The sequence below is a fragment of the Variovorax sp. ISS6 genome (assembly GCF_056523145.1).
The window spans coordinates 4400232-4414964 of sequence record NZ_JAWRZC010000001.1 but is presented as its reverse complement, the minus strand read 5'-3'; the positions used below and the strand labels follow the sequence as shown (position 1 = coordinate 4414964).

At 71.7% G+C, this 14733-nt stretch carries 13 protein-coding genes; 9 read left to right on the top strand and 4 right to left on the bottom strand.

Going from position 1 to position 14733, the window contains the following annotated elements; genetic code table 11:
- Complete coding sequence (gene pdxR / locus AC1HIL_RS20575) at positions 1 to 1485, bottom strand: MocR-like pyridoxine biosynthesis transcription factor PdxR (protein ID WP_479672427.1); 1485 nt, start codon at positions 1483 to 1485, stop codon at positions 1 to 3.
- Positions 1486 to 1567: 82 nt separating this feature from the next.
- Here pdxR and AC1HIL_RS20570 point away from each other — a divergent pair, with 82 nt between their 5' ends.
- Positions 1568 to 3247 carry a M24 family metallopeptidase gene (locus tag AC1HIL_RS20570; RefSeq protein WP_479669897.1) on the top strand — a complete coding sequence of 560 codons (1680 nt, stop codon included), beginning with the start codon at positions 1568 to 1570 and terminating at the stop codon, positions 3245 to 3247.
- Positions 3248 to 3354: 107 nt separating this feature from the next.
- Positions 3355 to 3741, top strand: coding sequence for a hypothetical protein (locus AC1HIL_RS20565; RefSeq protein ID WP_479669896.1), 387 nt, complete (start codon positions 3355 to 3357; stop codon positions 3739 to 3741).
- Here the strand turns inward: AC1HIL_RS20565 and AC1HIL_RS20560 are convergent.
- Both AC1HIL_RS20560 and AC1HIL_RS20555 read right to left on the bottom strand, forming a co-directional pair.
- The gene (locus AC1HIL_RS20560; RefSeq protein ID WP_479669895.1) at positions 3734 to 4969 is read right to left on the bottom strand and encodes an MFS transporter; all 1236 of its coding nucleotides are present in this window, start codon (positions 4967 to 4969) and stop codon (positions 3734 to 3736) included. The genes AC1HIL_RS20565 and AC1HIL_RS20560 overlap by 8 nt on opposite strands.
- Before the next feature lie 140 nt (positions 4970 to 5109).
- Positions 5110 to 6009: a LysR substrate-binding domain-containing protein gene (locus tag AC1HIL_RS20555; RefSeq protein WP_479672426.1), complete on the bottom strand. Its 900-nt coding sequence runs from the start codon at positions 6007 to 6009 to the stop codon at positions 5110 to 5112.
- 78 nt (positions 6010 to 6087) lie between these two features.
- Here AC1HIL_RS20555 and AC1HIL_RS20550 point away from each other — a divergent pair, with 78 nt between their 5' ends.
- From AC1HIL_RS20550 to AC1HIL_RS20540, 3 genes are all read left to right on the top strand, one after another.
- A complete protein-coding gene (locus tag AC1HIL_RS20550) occupies positions 6088 to 7290 on the top strand; it encodes an MFS transporter (protein ID WP_479669894.1) in 1203 nt (400 codons plus the stop codon).
- A complete protein-coding gene (locus tag AC1HIL_RS20545; protein WP_413763503.1) occupies positions 7287 to 7910 on the top strand; it encodes a pyridoxamine 5'-phosphate oxidase family protein in 624 nt (207 codons plus the stop codon). The genes AC1HIL_RS20550 and AC1HIL_RS20545 overlap by 4 nt, the downstream gene beginning before the upstream one ends.
- Positions 7911 to 8022: 112 nt before the next feature.
- Positions 8023 to 8253, top strand: a complete 231-nt coding sequence (locus AC1HIL_RS20540; RefSeq protein ID WP_261205696.1) for a hypothetical protein — start codon at positions 8023 to 8025, stop codon at positions 8251 to 8253.
- 7 nt (positions 8254 to 8260) lie between these two features.
- Here AC1HIL_RS20540 and AC1HIL_RS20535 read toward each other — a convergent pair whose 3' ends face one another.
- Positions 8261 to 9559, bottom strand: coding sequence for an MFS transporter (locus AC1HIL_RS20535; protein ID WP_057597463.1), 1299 nt, complete (start codon positions 9557 to 9559; stop codon positions 8261 to 8263).
- Positions 9560 to 9829: 270 nt separating this feature from the next.
- On the opposite strand from AC1HIL_RS20535, the gene AC1HIL_RS20530 reads away from it, so the two are divergent.
- The 4 genes from AC1HIL_RS20530 (at position 9830) to AC1HIL_RS20515 (ending at position 14715) form a co-directional block, all read left to right on the top strand.
- Positions 9830 to 10639, top strand: a complete 810-nt coding sequence (locus tag AC1HIL_RS20530) for an SDR family NAD(P)-dependent oxidoreductase (protein WP_479669893.1) — start codon at positions 9830 to 9832, stop codon at positions 10637 to 10639.
- Between the two features lie 52 nt (positions 10640 to 10691).
- Positions 10692 to 11987, top strand: a complete 1296-nt coding sequence (locus AC1HIL_RS20525; protein WP_422098209.1) for an LLM class flavin-dependent oxidoreductase — start codon at positions 10692 to 10694, stop codon at positions 11985 to 11987.
- Positions 11988 to 12058: 71 nt separating this feature from the next.
- A complete protein-coding gene (locus AC1HIL_RS20520) occupies positions 12059 to 13276 on the top strand; it encodes a multidrug effflux MFS transporter (protein ID WP_479669892.1) in 1218 nt (405 codons plus the stop codon).
- Positions 13276 to 14715 carry an MFS transporter gene (locus AC1HIL_RS20515; RefSeq protein ID WP_479669891.1) on the top strand — a complete coding sequence of 480 codons (1440 nt, stop codon included), beginning with the start codon at positions 13276 to 13278 and terminating at the stop codon, positions 14713 to 14715. The genes AC1HIL_RS20520 and AC1HIL_RS20515 overlap by 1 nt, the downstream gene beginning before the upstream one ends.
- Positions 14716 to 14733 lie beyond the last annotated feature (18 nt).

Here is a 14733-nt window from a genome sequence, read left to right as displayed (position 1 = left end):
TCAGGCGCTCTGGATCAGCCGCCGCAGCTCGTCGACGTGCCGGCGCAGCGCCGCGTCGTCCATCGCCGTGTAGCCGATCACCAGCCCCGGCGGCAGGTCCTTGCGCCGGCAGAAATCGGAGATCGACTGGAAGCGCAGCCCTTGCCGCGCGGCCGCGCGCAGGAACGGCTCGAGCGCCATGTCTGGCGGCGGCCACCACACGAGGTGGAAGCCCGCGTGTTCCCCGGTGACATGCAGCCGCGCGGGCTCGAGCGCTGCCCGCAGGCCGCCGAGCACGAGATCGCGGCGCCGCGCATAGACCAGGCGCGCGCGCCGCACATGGCGCGCGAAGTCGCCGCTCTCGAGGAAGCGGGCCAGCGCCATCTGCTCGATCACGCCGGTGGAGCGCCCGGCGATGTGGCGGGCACGGCGGAAGTCGGCGACCAGCGCGCGCGGCAGCACCATGTAGCCGATGCGCAGCGCGCCGAACAGGGTCTTGTTGAAGCTGCCGCAGTGGATCACGCGGTCGGCGGCATCGAGGCTCTTGAGGGCGGGCAGCGGGGCGCTGTCGTAGCTGAACTCGCTGTCGTAGTCGTCCTCGACCAGCCAGGCCTGCGCGGCTTCGGCCCACGACAGCAGTTCGAGCCGGCGCGACACGGGCATCGTGATCCCGCTGGGCGACTGGTGCGCGGGCGTGACATGCGCGAGCCGCGCATCGGGATGTTGGCGCGCATGCGTGACCGGGAAACCCTCGGCATCGATGGGCACCGGGACCGCCTGCCGCCCGTGCTGGCCGAAGATCGGCGCGGCATGCAGGTAGCCGGGGTCCTCGAGCAGGACCTTGTCGCCGGGCGCGAGCAGCAGCCGCGCGCAGAGGTCGAGCCCTTCGCGGATGCCCGAGACGATCACGATCCGCTCGGCCTCGCAGGCGATGCCGCGTGCCACCCCGAGGTAGCCGGCGATCTGCTCGCGCAGCTCGGGCAGTCCGAAGGGGTCGTCGTCGCCGAGTTGCGCCGCGGTCACGCGCCGCGCGCTGGCCTGCAACGCGCGGCGCCAGAGATCGAGCGGGAACAGCGCCGGATCGGCCACGCGCGCCATGAAGGCCTGGTGGGCCTCGGTGGCGGCGAGCGGCGCCATGTCGGTCTTCCAGGCCGGCCGCGAGCGGGGCGTGGCCGGGCGCCGCTTCGCGTCGCCGACCTCGAAGAAGCGGTCGGGCACCTGCGCCGCCACATAGGTGCCCGATCCGGCCCGGCTGACCAGGTAGCCCTCGCTGCGCAACTGGTCGTAGGCCGCGTCGACGGTCACGCGCGACACCTGCCAGCGCTGCGCGAGCTGCCGGGTGGAGGGCAGGCGCGCGCCCCTGGCCAGCGCGCCGTCGAGGATGCGGGCGCGGATCTGGCGGTAGATCCAGGCCTGCTTGGCCTCGCCCTCGCGCGGTGGTTCCGTCGCGAGATCGAGGTTCGATGGCGTGCGCCGGGCCTGCGGGGGGCTGGAAAGTGGCCTTATCGCTTTCTCCGAAATGGATCTACAGGCAAGACCACATTCTATTTAGATTCGCGTCCAAGGCATTCCTCCCACGTAGCTCCCCATGACGACGAACCCCACGCATTTCTTCTGCACCCTCGCGCCCGAGGGCCCGCGATTTCCCCTCGATGGCGCGGGCAGCCTGCTCGACGCGGCGCTGGCGCAGGGCGTGGCCGTGCCGTTCTCCTGCAAGCGCGGCGAATGCGGTTCGTGCCGCGCGCAGCTGCTCGAAGGCGGCGTCGAGCGCATCGCGCCGCCTTCGGAGGCGGCCTACCAGGTCGACGCGGGCGAACTGCTGATGTGCCAATGCCGCGCCACCAGCGACCTGCGGCTGCGCTTCGCGCACTGGAGCGCGCCGGCGCTCGCGCCATCGCGGCATTCGGCCAAGGTGCTGGTCTGCGAACCGCTCACGGCCAAGGTCACGCGGCTCGTGGTCGAGCTGCAGAGCGCCGAGCCGTTCCGCTGCGCGCCAGGCCAGCATGCGCAGTTCGTGCTCGAGGACGGCGAGCGCCGCAGCTTCTCGATCGCCAACCGGCGGTCGGAAGAGGGCGAAGCGAACCGGCTCGAGTTCCATATCCGCCGCATGCCGGGCGGCCTGTTCACCGAGCAGCGTCTCGCGGCGCTGCGGCCCGCGGACCTGCTCGAGCTCGAAGGGTCCCATGGCGCCTTCGTCTGGCAGGCACCCGCCGACGGAATCGAGCATCTCGTGCTGCTGGTCACCGGCACCGGCTTCGCGGGCGTTCGGCCGATCCTGCGGACGGCGCTCGCGAGCGGTGCGTTCCGCACGGTGTCGCTTTACTGGGGCGTGGCCGAGCCCGGCGACTGCTATGCGGCCGCATGGCTCGACGAGATGGCGCGCGTGCACGCGGGCTTTCGCTGGACCGCGGTGCCGTCGTCACGCGTGGAGGGCAAGCAGCATGTGCAGCACGCGGCATCGAAGGCCGCGCACGACTGGGCGCGGACCATCGTCTATGCCTGCGGCAACCCGGCCATGGTGCGCGACGCGCGCGCGTTGCTGCAGGCCGAGGGGCTGCCGAAGGCGCGCTTCGTCTCCGAGGTGTTTCTGCCGAGCACGAAGCAGGTCGTGCGCCATCCCTGGGAGAAGGTGGGCGCCACGTTCACGCGCGACGGCATCCTCGAGGCGCGCCGCCGCTCGATGGAGGCGCTGCCGCAGATCGCCGCGCTGATCGAGCCCGGCATGACCACGGGCGAGGCGATCGCGGTCGCCGACCGGCATCTGCGCCGGCTCGGCGCCGCCTACAACTGGCATCCGACCTATGTGCGCTTCGGGCCCGACACGCAGCGCACCTCGCGCGAGCCGGTCGACCGCCAGCGGCGCCTGCGCGAGGACGACGTCTACACCGTCGACCTGGGCCCGGTCTGGGACGGCTACGAAGGCGACTACGGCGATACCTTCGTTCGCGGTGCCGATGCCGACCACGCGCGCGTCACGCGCGCGGCGCGCGACATCTTCGAACGCGCGCAGGAGGCCTGGCGGCAGGGACTGAGCGGCGCCGCGCTCTACGACTTCGCGAGCGGCCTCGCGCGCACGCATGGCTGCGCGCTGGTGCGCGAGACCGGTGGCCACCGCGTCTCGGACTTTCCGCATGCGCTCTACGGCAAGCACCGCCTGGCCGAGGCCGACTTCGTTCCGGGCGACGGCATCTGGGTGCTCGAGGTCCAGGTGCGTGATCTCGAACGGCCGATCGGTGCCTTCTTCGAGGACGTGCTTCTTAAGAATTGATTCAGAACATTCCTAGCTCTGCGACCTAGAGTTCGGCAATGACTGTGAACCGTATCGAACCCAGGCCGTTTTTCCTTCTTCGCACCTGCCGTTCTTCCGTGCCGCGCATGGCGCTCGCGGCCGTTGCCGCGGGCACGCTGCTCGCGGGCTGCGTGACGCCCGGCGAGCATGCGCGCGAACAGCGCATGCGCGATGAGCAGAACTGCATGGCCTATGGCTTCCGCCCCGAAAGCCCGGCCTACGCGCGCTGCCTGCAGAACGAGAACCTCTCGCGCCAGGACCGCGACAACCTGCAGGACATCGAATCGCGCCGCCGCTCCGACGACTACCGCCGCCATGGCGGTGGCGGCGGCTGGGAGCGCGAACGCGAACGGGAACGCGATCGCTACGACCGCCTCAACGACAACCAGCGACAGGCGCTGCGCAACTGCGACCTGCTGCCGCCCGCCAACCAGCCGGGCTGCCGCGCGATGGTCTGGTCGACGCTCAAGTAGGGCTGCGCAACGCCGCCGCCGAGGGGGCGGCATCGAGCTTCGCGAGCGCGATCACGGCCGCCTGCAGCACGAAGCCCGCGAGCGCGAGCAGCAGGCAGCCGGCTTCGCCCCAGAGCGCGCCGGCCCCCGCGCCGAGTGCCGCGCCCACGGGCCGCGCGCCGGCATTCACCGTGAGGAACACGGCCGAGACGCGGCCCAGCATGCCCGCGGGCGTCACGCCCTGGCGCAGCGTGGTCGAGCTGATGGTCCACACCATCGGCCCGGCGCCGAACACGAACAGCGACGAGGCCGCGAGCCCGGCGCTGGGCCACCGCAGTGTCGACGCCATCAACACCGCGGCCAGCACGGCACTGAACGGGCCGACGCGGATCGCGCTGCCCGGGCTCATGCGCGCGGCGATGCGCGGCGTGAGCAGCGCGCCCGCCACCATGCCCGCGCCATACATCGCGAGCGTGAGCCCCACACCCTGCGCGCCGAGCCCGAGCGCGCGCACCGCATGCGGCACGTAGCCGGCCTGCAGCACGAACCACGCGATGTTGAAGATGGCGCCGGTCAGCAGCATCGGCCGCAACCAGGCATGGCTCAGCACGAAGCGCGCGCCTTCGCGCAGTTCGGTCCACGGATGGCGCGCGGCGGGCATGCGGCGCGCCGGCTCGGGGAGCTTCCACAGCAGGGCCACGGCCGCGGTCGACAGCGCCGCCGCCAGCACGAATGCCGCGCCCGCGCCGGTCCAGGCCACGAGCGCGCCCGCCACGGCGGGGCCGGCCGCGAAGGCCGCGCTGCGTGCCAGCTCGATGCGGCCATCGGCGCGCGCCAGCGCCTCGCGCGGCACGAGTTCGGGCACCAGCGCCGGGGCCGCGACGCTGAAGGCCACGGTGCCGATCGCGCCGATGAAGCCCAGCAGCGCCATGCCCGCGATGCCCAGGCGCGCCGACCACGGCGCCGCCAGCACGGCGAGCATCAGCAAGAGCGACAGCGCGCGCAGCACTTCGGCGCGCAGCATCAGGCGCCGGCGCGGCATGCGGTCGGCGAGCAGGCCCAGCGGCATCGCGAGCAGCAGGAAGGGCAGGGTCTGCACGGCCGCGAGCAGCCCGGTCTCGGCGGCGCCCGCGCCATAGGCCATCACGGCGACCAGCGGCACCGCGGCCAGGCCGAGCTGCTCGGCCGACTGCGCCGCGAGGTTGGCATGGGCCAGGTGGAGAAAGGGGCGGGGCAGGGCGGAAGACATGAGGCGATGGTCGTGGACCGCGCCGCATCGGGCTGGCCGAAAACGGACCCGCAAAAGAAGACTCTTTTGGAAGTCCTTCCGCGACTTTCGCGAAACCTTCGCGCCCTCTGCGTTCGGCTGTCCGCCTTCCGGTCCGTCGATCAGCCCGCGCCGGCCTGCTGCGCGAGAAGCATGTCCTCGAACCAGTCCGCCACCTGCCGCGCCTCGGGCGCCGCGCCCGGTGCGAGCCCGTAGTAGTAGCGCTCGAGCCGCATGCGCAGCGCGGGCAGCGGCGAGTGCAGCCGGCCCGAGGCGAGGTCGTGCGACACCAGCGAGGTCGGCGCGAGCGCGATGCCCAGCCCGTCGACCGCGGCCTGCAGCACGAAGTGCAGGTGATCGAACTGCAGCCGCCCGGCCGGCCGCACGCGCGGCGCGCCGACCTGTTTCTTCCAGGCCTCCCAGTCCTCCTTGCGCGTGCGCGCCGACAGCTGCACGTGCGCGGCCAGCGCGCGCAGGTCGCGCAGCGGATGGGCCTTGAACAGCGCGGGCGCGCCGACCACCAGCACCTCGTCCTCGAGGAAGGGCCGCACCGCGATCGCGCCGGGCCAGCCCTCGAGCCCGCGGCGCACCGCGATGTCGAAGCTGTCGGCCACCTGCTCGGGCATCACGGTGCTCGTGACCACCTGCGGCTCGATGTCCGGATGGCGCTCGACGAAGGAGGGCAGGCGCGGGATCAGCCAGCGCACCGCGAACGAGGGCCGCACGTTGATGCGCACCGTGCGCGCCGCGCCCTGCGCCTGCAAGGCACGCGCGGCGGCGCCGATCTGCGCCAGCGCGGGCTCGACCTCGGCGAAGAACTGCTGGCCCTCGGCGGTCAGCGCGACCTGGCGGATGCGGCGTTCGAACAGCGCCACGCCGAGGAAGGCCTCGAGGCCCTTGATCTGGCGGCTGATCGCGCTGTGGGTGACGTGCAGTTCGTGCGCCGCGCGCGTGAAGCTCAGGTGGCGCGCCGCGGCCGCGAAGGCACGCACGGCGTTCAGGGGAGGCTCGCGGGACGGCATGCGTGCGATTTTGTCACGCATGCGGCGCGTTAATGTCGTTTGTCGGCGCGGGCTTTGCGGGCGCACGATGCGGGCTCGATGTCTTCTTCTTCCCGCCGTTCCGCTTCCGCCCCCGCCACTCTCGCGGCCCCCGTCTCCACCACCGACCGCAACTCCCGCCATGCCGCGCTCTCGCTCGGGCTCGCGCTGCCGGGCGACGTGGTGCTCTACCTGCTGCTGCCGATGTATGCCGCGCAGTTCGGCGTGACGCTCGCCGAGGCGGGGCTGCTGCTCGCGGCCAACCGGCTCGTGCGCATCGCCGGCTATGGCTGGGTGGCCGATTTCTATGCGCGCCATGGCGACCGCCGCACCTGCACGCTGGCCGTCGCGGGCGCGGTGCTGTGCTGCCTCGGCTATGCCACGCTCTCGGGGCTGTGGATGCTGCTGCCGCTGCGGCTGGTCTGGGGCCTGTGCTTCGCGGCCTTCAACCTCTCGACGCAGGCGCTGGCCACGGCCGACCCCGTGGGCGCCGCGCGCCGCAGCGGCCGCTCGCGCGCCTTCATCGCGCTCGGGCCGGTGGTGGCGCTGCCGCTGGGCGCGCTGCTCGCGCACTGGAGCGGGCCGCGCACCATCTTCTGGCTGCTGGCCGCGGTGGCGCTGCTCGGGCTGCTGGCCGCGCGCCGGCTGCCGACGGCGCCGCATCCGGTCTCGATGGCGGCCAGGCGCTTCCAGCGGCCGAACAGCCTCGACGGCTGGTCCTTCATGGAAGGGCTGGCGCTCGACGGCCTGTTCATCGTCGGCCTGTCGTACCTCGGCAAGGACCTGCTGCCGGGCGCGGCGGTGGTGGTGGCCGGCCTGCTGATGGCAATGCGCTACCTCTCGGAGATCGCGCTCGGCCCCATGGGCGGCCGCATGGCCGAGCGCTTCGGCGCCGAGCGCCTGCTGGTGAGCCTGTCGCTCATCACCGCGCTGGCGCTGGTGGGCTTCGGCCTGGGCTGGCTCTGGAGCTGCGCGGCGCTGATCGTGGTGCTGCGCGCGCTGCAACTGCCGCTGATCGCGCCCATCGTCGCGCACCGCACGCCCGGACCCGAGCGCGTGCAGGCGTTGGCCGCGCGCTCGACCTGGCGCGACATCGGCGCGGGGGCAGGGCCGGTGCTGGCCGGGCTGCTGCTGCCCATTGCCTCGTCGGCCTGGGTCTACGGCGTGGCGGCGGTGCTGCTGGCCGCCATGGCCATCGCCTGCGGGCGCAGTGCCGCGAAACTCGAGCCCTCCCCGGATTCCCTTCACCATCGACCGTCATGACCCACGACCCGCACGCGATCCAGACCCTGGCCCAGCTCCAGGCCCTGTTCGGCCAGCCCGGCGAAGCCTCGCTCAAGAAGGAGATCGACTGGCTGCATCCGTCCTACCGCGCGCTGATCGAAGCCTCGCCGTTCGCGGTGCTCGCCACCCTCGGGCCGGACGGCCTCGATGCCTCGCCGCGCGGCGATCCGCCGGGCTTCGTGGCGGTAAAGGACGAGAAGACGCTGTGGATGCCCGAGCGCCGCGGCAACAACCGCATCGACAGCCTGCGCAACATCGTGGCCGATCCGCGCGTGGCGCTGCTGTTCCTGATCCCGGGCGTGGGCGAGACCCTGCGCGTCAACGGCCGCGCGCGGCTCACGGTCGATCCGGCGCTGCTCGCGCGCTTCGCGGTCGAGGGCAAGGCGCCGCAGTGCGTGATCGAGATCGCGATCGAGACCGTGTTCTTCCAGTGCGCGCGCGCGATCCAGCGTTCGCGGCTGTGGGCGCCGCGGCCTGATGAGGCGCGGCCCGACGTGCCCACGCCCGGCGCGATCCTGTCGGCGCTGACCGATGCCGCCTTCGACGGCGCGAGCTACGACCGCGAGCTGCCGGCGCGGCAGAAGGCCACGCTGTACTGAAGGAGCGCAAAAATTTTTTGCGAAGGACTGAGGGTTTGGCGCTCTTCGTTCGTCTTCAGGAGGTCGGTCCCGTTTCGGACCCTCGAAGACAGCGAAGAAAGCCCCGCCCGCCATGCACCCCGGTCAATCCCCGTTCGAATCCCTGCAGCCCCCGAGCCCGGTGCCGCGCCGCCGCTCCAAGTCCTTCGTGCTGCGCTGGTGCGGCAACGGCTGCGGCGACGCGGCGGTGGTCGGGCCGCTGGGCTGGTGGCCCTGCTGCTCGAAGGAGTGCTGGGAGGCCTGGCGAAAGCTCGAGGCCGTCCGGGCCGCGGACGCGACTCGGCGCGCCGGCGCGGCCTCCTGAACGCGCTTCAGGCGCGGCCGGGCGCCGCGGCCTGCTCGGTGCGCGCGTCGTGGCCGATGATCAGCACCAGCACGAAGGCCACGGCCGCCAGCAGCGCGAGGAAGATCACCGCGTAGATGTCGTTGCCCATGCGGTCCTTGAGCGTGCCGAAGATGGTCGGGCCGATGTAGCCGCCGAGGTTGCCGATCGAGTTGATCCAGGCGATGCCCGCGGCCGCGGCCGTGCCGCTGAGGATCGCGGTGGGCAGGGTCCAGAAGGTGGGCAGGGCGCTGAAGATGCCGAAGGCCGCGAGCGTCACGGCGGCCATCTTCGGCACCGGCGCGCTGGTCTCGGCCGCCAGCACCAGGCCGACGAAGATGCAGGCCAGCGGGATCAGCAGGAACCACTTGCGTTCCTTGCGCGCGTCGGAGGCGCGGGTCCAGAACAGCATCGCGATCGCGCCCACCAGGTAGGGGAAGGCGTTGATGAAGCCGATCTCCACGTTGCCCAGCCCGCCGAAGCCCTTGATGATCTGCGGCAGGAAGAAGCTCAGGCCGTACAGCGGCACCGTGATGCCCATGTAGACGAAGCCCAGGCCGATCACGCGCGGGTTCAAGAGCGACTGCTTCCACGAGATCTGGTTGATCGACTCGCGGTTGCGCCGCTCGGCGTCGAGCGTGCCTTGCAGCCAGGTGCGCTCCTCGTTCGTGAGCCACTTCGCGTCCTTCGGACCGTCGGGCAGGTAGAACAGCACGAAGAAGGTCAGGATCAGCGAGGGGATCGCCTCGAGGATGAACAGCCACTGCCAGCCGTGCATGCCGCCCATCCCGTCCATGTTGAGGATGAAGCCCGAGATCGGCGAGCCGATCACGGTGGAGATCGGGATCGCGAACATGAACCAGCCGACGATGCGCGCGCGGTAGGCCGAGGGGAACCACAGCGTGATGTAGAAGATGACGCCCGGGAAGAAGCCGGCCTCGGCGATGCCGAGCAGGAAGCGCACGACGTTGAAGCTGGTCGAGCCGCCGACCCAGGCCTGGGCCGCCGACAGGATGCCCCAGCTGAACATGATCCGCGCGATCCAGCGGCGCGCGCCGAAGCGTTCGAGCGCCATGTTGCTCGGCACCTCGAACAGGAAGTAGGCGATGAAGAAGATGCCGGCCGCGCTGCCGAACACGGCCGCGCTGAAGCCCAGGTCCTTGGACATGGCGGCGCCCGCGAAGCCGAGGTTGACGCGGTCGAGGTAGGCGATGAAGTAGCTGACCATGAGCAGCGGCAACAGCCGCCAGCTCATCTTCGAGATGGTTCTCTGCTCGATCGGATTCACGTGTTGTCTCCTGTTGTGTGATAGGGGAGGCGTCGAGGAAAAGCCGCGGCCCTCGGACCATGGTAGGCCGGCGAGGGCCGCCATTCCTGACGTGGAAATGATCGAGGCGCCAAAGCACGGGGCAGGGCGCTTGTGCACCTTCCCCGGCCGGTCTGCACCGGGCCCGGGACTCGACCGGTTCGCGCATATGGTTATCGCTTTTCCATCGTTCCGGCCCCCGGGGCGCGGGTATAGCCTTCGTGACGATCCACGCTTTGCCGACCCGCCCCGATGTCCACGAACGCCGCTTCCTCCCCGTCTTCTTCTCCCGCCGAACCCACCGCCTCCCGTGGTCCCTCCGTCGCCTGGATCGCGGGCGTCGGCGCGAGCGCGGGCCTCGGTGCCGCGCTCGCGCGGCGCTTCGCGCAGGAGGGCTTGGTCGTCGCGCTGACCGGCCGCACGCCGCAGCAGCTCGAGGCGGTGGCCGCCGAGATCGCGGCCGCGGGCGGCACCGCCCATGCCTTCGCGGCCGACGTGTCGAGCGAGGCCGAGGTGCACGGCGTCGGCCAGCGCGTGCGCGCGCTCGGGCCGCTGTCGGTGGCGGTGTTCAACGCCTCCAGCGCGGCGCGCGCGCCCACGCTCGAGATCTCGGTCGAGCAGTTCACCCAGGCCTGGCGCACCAGCACGCTCGGCGGCTTCGTGTTCGCGCGCGAGGCGCTGCGCGGCCTGCTGGCCAATCCCTTCGAAGGCGCCACGCCCGCGGGGCGCGGCAGCCTGCTGTTCACGGGCGCCACCGCCGCGCTGCGCGGCAAGCCGCCGTTCGCCGCCTTCGCGGCCGCCAAGGCCGGCCTGCGCTCGCTGAGCCAGAGCCTGGCGCGCGAGTTCGGCCCGCAGGGCATCCACGTCGCCCATGTCGTGATCGACGGCGGCATCGACGGGGAGCGTCTGCGCAGCGGCTCGCCGCAGCGCGCCGCCCAGGCCGGCGAGGACGGACTGCTGCAGCTCGATGCCATCGCCGAGAGCTACTGGCAGCTGCATGCCCAGCATCGCAGCGCCTGGACGCAGGAACTCGACCTGCGGCCTTTCAAGGAGCCCTTCTGATGTTCCGGGACCGGCCGTGAGCACGCGCAAGCAACTGCGCCTGGGCGCCTTCATGCGCCCGGTCAGCATCCATACCGGCGCCTGGCGCTACCCGGGCGCCTGGCCCGACGCCAACTTCAACTTCGAGCGGCTCAAGCAGCTCGCGCAGACGCTGGAGCGCGGCCGCTTCGACGCCTTCTTCATGGCCGACCACCTCGCGCTGCTCAACATGCCGATCGAGGCCTTGCAGCGCAGCCACACGGCCACCTCGTTCGAGCCCTTCACCCTGCTGTCGGCGCTGGCGCAGCACACGCGGCACCTCGGGCTGATCGCCACCGCCTCGACCACCTTCGACGAGCCCTTCCACATCGCGCGCCGCTTCGCCTCGCTCGACCACCTGAGCGGCGGCCGCGCGGGCTGGAACATCGTGACCACCTCGAATCCCGACGCGGCGCTGAACTTCGGCCGCGAGGACCACATGGAGCACGACGCGCGCTACGACCGGGCGCGCGAGTTCCACGACGTGGTGACCGGCCTGTGGGACAGCTGGGCCGACGACGCCTTCGTGCGCGACGTCGACAGCGGCCGCTTCTTCGATCCGGCCAAGCTGCACGTGCTGGCCCACAAGGGCGAGCATTTGTCGGTGCGCGGGCCGCTGCACATCGCGCGGCCGGTGCAGGGCTGGCCGGTGATCGTGCAGGCCGGCGCCTCGGAGGCCGGGCGCCAGCTCGCGGCCGAAACGGCCGAGCTGATCTTCGCGGCGCCGGGCACGCTGGCGAACGCGCGTGCCTTCTATGCCGACATCAAGTCGCGCATGCGCAAGCTCGGGCGCGACCCCGAGCACCTCAAGATCCTGCCGGGCGCCTTCACCATCGTGGCCGACACGGTCGACGAGGCGAAGGCGATCCGCGCCAAGCTCGACAGCCTGGTGCACTACGACAGCGCGATCGCCTCGCTGTCGATCGCGCTGGGCCACGACGCCTCCAGCTTCGACCCCGACGGCCCGCTGCCCGAGGTGCCGCCCACCAATGCGAGCCAGAGCGGGCGCGAGCGCGTGATCGAGCTGGCCCGGCGCGAGAACCTCACGGTGCGCCAGCTCGCGCAGCGCCTGGGCGGCTATGGCGGCCTGGCCTTCGTGGGCACGGCCCGGACCATCGCCGACGAGATGCAGGAATGGCTCGAGAGCGAGGGCTCCGACGGCTTCAACGTGATGTTCCCGTGGCTGCCCGGCGGGCTCGATGCCTTCGTCGACCGCGTGGTGCCCGAACTGCAGCGCCGTGGCATCTTCAGGCAGGAATACGAAGGTCGTACCCTGCGCGAGAACCTGGGCCTGCCGCGGCCGGCCAACCGTTTCTTTCCGCAAGATTAGCGGGGGGCGAGGCGAGGGGACACTGGGCGCGCCGCCGGCGCGCGGGCGGCGCATTGGCGACAATCGCTCCAATGCGTTCCTCTCCCTTCTTCCGCATGGCCCTGCTGCTGGGCCTGCTCTCCGCCATCGGTCCCTTCGCCATCGACATGTACCTGCCGGCCCTGCCGGCGATCGGCCAGAGCCTGCGCGCCGACATCGGCGCGGTGCAGATGAGCCTCACGGCCTTCTTCATCTCGCTGGGCGCGGGCCAGCTGCTGTACGGGCCGGTCTCCGACATGGTGGGCCGCAAGCCGCCGCTGTACGCGGGCCTCGCGGTGTTCGCGATCGCCAGCGTGGGCTGCGCGCTGGCCACCGACATCCAGACCCTGATCGCGCTGCGCTTCATCCAGGGCCTGGGCGCCGCGGCCGGCATGGCGATCCCGCGCGCGGTGGTGCGCGACCTGCACACCGGCACCGATGCCGCGCGGCTGATGTCGCTCTTGATGCTGGTGTTCAGCATCTCGCCGATCCTCGCGCCGCTGGTGGGCAGCGGCGTGATCGCGATCACCGGCTGGCGCGGCGTGTTCTGGGCCGTGACCGTCGCGGCCGTCGCCGGCCTCGCGATGATGGCCACCTTGCTGGCCGAGACCCGGCCGGCCTCGGAGCGCGTCGAGAGCAGCATCGGCAGCGCACTGTCGGCCTACTGGCTGCTGCTGCGCGACCGCCACTACCTGGGCCTGGTGTTCATCGGCAGCTTCGCGATGGCGGGCTTCTTCACCTACCTCGCGAACTCCTCGTTCGTGATGATCGACCACTACGGCCTGTCGCCCGCGCTCTACAGCGTGGCCTTCGGCGTGAACGCGGCCGCCTTCTTCGGCGCCTCGCAGTTCAACGGCGCGCTCGGCGAGCGCTTCGGCCTGGCGCGGCTGGTGAAGTTCGGCGTGGCCGGCTGCGGCGTGGCAATGGTCGCCATGTTCGCCTACTACGCCATGGGCGGCGACAGCCTGTGGGTGATGATCGTGCTGTACTTCATCGCCTCGGGCTTCATGGGCTTCGTGATCCCGACCACCGGCGTGCTGGCGCTCGAGATGCACGGCGCCATCGCCGGCACCGCCTCGGCGCTCTTGGGCACGCTTCAGATGCTGACCGGCGCGGTGGCGATGGCGGTGGTGGGTGCCTTCACCGACGGCGGCCCGCTGCCGATGGTGACCGGCATGGCCGCGGGCGCGCTGATCGCCGGCGTGCTGACCTGGCTCACGCTGGGCGGCGACCGCGGCACGCAACCGGCGCGCCGGGTGCAGGAGGCCTGATGAGCAGCGTGGCGGCCAGCCTGGGCACCGAGGGCGGCGCGCGCGTCATCGACGGCCTCGACCAGCCCGCGCGGCGCTGGTCGATGCTGGTGATCATCCTCGGGCTGATCGTCTCGGTGCTCGACGGCACCATCGTCAACCTCGCGCTGCCTGGCATCGCGCGCGAACTCAACGCCAGCGCCTCGCAGTCGATCTGGGTGGTCAACGCCTACCAGATCGCCATCCTCGTGATGCTGCTGCCGCTGGCCTCGCTGGGCGACCTGGTGGGCTACCGCCGCGTCTACCTGGTGGGCATGGCGGTGTTCACGCTGTCCTCGGCGGCCGCCACCTTCGCCAACTCGCTGACCACCCTGATCGCCGCGCGCGCCTTCCAGGGCCTGGGCGCGGCCGGCATCATGAGCGTGAACGCGGCGCTGGTGCGGCTGACCTATCCGTCCTCGCAGCTCGGCAAAGGCATGGCGATCAACTCGCTGGTGGTCGCCACCTCGTCGGTGGCCGGGCCCTCGGTGGCGGCGGCCATCCTGTCGGTGGCCTCGTGGCCGTGGCTGTTCGCCATCAACGTGCCGCTGGGCATCGTCACCTTCGCGCTCGGCATGAAGGCGCTGCCGTTCAACCGCGTGGCGCCGGCCGCGGGCCTGCGCTTCTCGCCGGTCGACGTGACGCTCAACGTGCTGATGTTCTCGCTGGTGTTCCTCGGCGTCGACCGCCTGGGCGTGCGCGAGGGCGGGGTGGCGGCGGGCGGACCGCCGCTGAGCGCCTGGCTCACGCTGCTGGCCGGCGTGGCGGTGGGCTTCGTCTACCTGCGCCGGCAGCGCAAGCTCGCGGTGCCGCTGTTCCCGATCGACCTGCTGCGCATCCCGGTGTTCGCGCTCTCCATGGGCACCTCGGTGGCGGCCTTCTGCGCGCAGATGCTGGCCTACATCGCGCTGCCGTTCCTGCTGCTCGAGGTCTACGGCCGCAGCCATTTCGAGGCCGGCCTGCTGATCACGGCCTGGCCGCTGGCGATCGTGGCGATGGCACCGCTGGCCGGCCGGCTGATCGGCCGCTATCCCGACGGGCTGCTCGGCGGCATCGGCCTGGGGCTGATGGCCGCCGGCCTGTTCTCGCTGGCGCTGCTGCCGGCGCACCCGGTCAATGCCGACATCGCCTGGCGCATGGCGCTGTGCGGGCTGGGCTTCGGGCTGTTCCAGTCGCCGAACAACCACACCATCGTGACCTCGCCGCCCGCGCACCGAAGCGGTGCGGCCAGCGGCATGCTCGGCACGGCGCGGCTCACGGGCCAGACCCTGGGCGCGGTGGTGCTGGCCGGCGTCTTCAGCCTCTGGAGCCCGCACGGCGGCCACGGGCCGGTGGTGGCGCTGGTGCTGGCCGGCTGTTGTGCCGGTGTCGCCGCAATCTTCAGCAGCTTGCGGCTCAGGACGACGGGACACGCGGGCTGAATAGGTTAGGGTACGGCC

Excerpts from the sequence above, each read along its gene's own strand:
- AC1HIL_RS20570 (WP_479669897.1), top strand. The coding sequence starts at position 1,568 with ATGACGACGAACCCCACGCATTTCTTCTGCACCCTCGCGCCCGAGGGC.
- AC1HIL_RS20565 (WP_479669896.1), top strand. The coding sequence starts at position 3,355 with ATGGCGCTCGCGGCCGTTGCCGCGGGCACGCTGCTCGCGGGCTGCGTG.
- AC1HIL_RS20560 (WP_479669895.1), bottom strand. The coding sequence starts at position 4,969 with ATGTCTTCCGCCCTGCCCCGCCCCTTTCTCCACCTGGCCCATGCCAAC.
- AC1HIL_RS20555 (WP_479672426.1), bottom strand. The coding sequence starts at position 6,009 with ATGCCGTCCCGCGAGCCTCCCCTGAACGCCGTGCGTGCCTTCGCGGCC.
- AC1HIL_RS20550 (WP_479669894.1), top strand. The coding sequence starts at position 6,088 with ATGTCTTCTTCTTCCCGCCGTTCCGCTTCCGCCCCCGCCACTCTCGCG.
- AC1HIL_RS20545 (WP_413763503.1), top strand. The coding sequence starts at position 7,287 with ATGACCCACGACCCGCACGCGATCCAGACCCTGGCCCAGCTCCAGGCC.
- AC1HIL_RS20540 (WP_261205696.1), top strand. The coding sequence starts at position 8,023 with ATGCACCCCGGTCAATCCCCGTTCGAATCCCTGCAGCCCCCGAGCCCG.
- AC1HIL_RS20530 (WP_479669893.1), top strand. The coding sequence starts at position 9,830 with ATGTCCACGAACGCCGCTTCCTCCCCGTCTTCTTCTCCCGCCGAACCC.
- AC1HIL_RS20525 (WP_422098209.1), top strand. The coding sequence starts at position 10,692 with ATGCGCCCGGTCAGCATCCATACCGGCGCCTGGCGCTACCCGGGCGCC.
- AC1HIL_RS20520 (WP_479669892.1), top strand. The coding sequence starts at position 12,059 with ATGCGTTCCTCTCCCTTCTTCCGCATGGCCCTGCTGCTGGGCCTGCTC.
- AC1HIL_RS20515 (WP_479669891.1), top strand. The coding sequence starts at position 13,276 with ATGAGCAGCGTGGCGGCCAGCCTGGGCACCGAGGGCGGCGCGCGCGTC.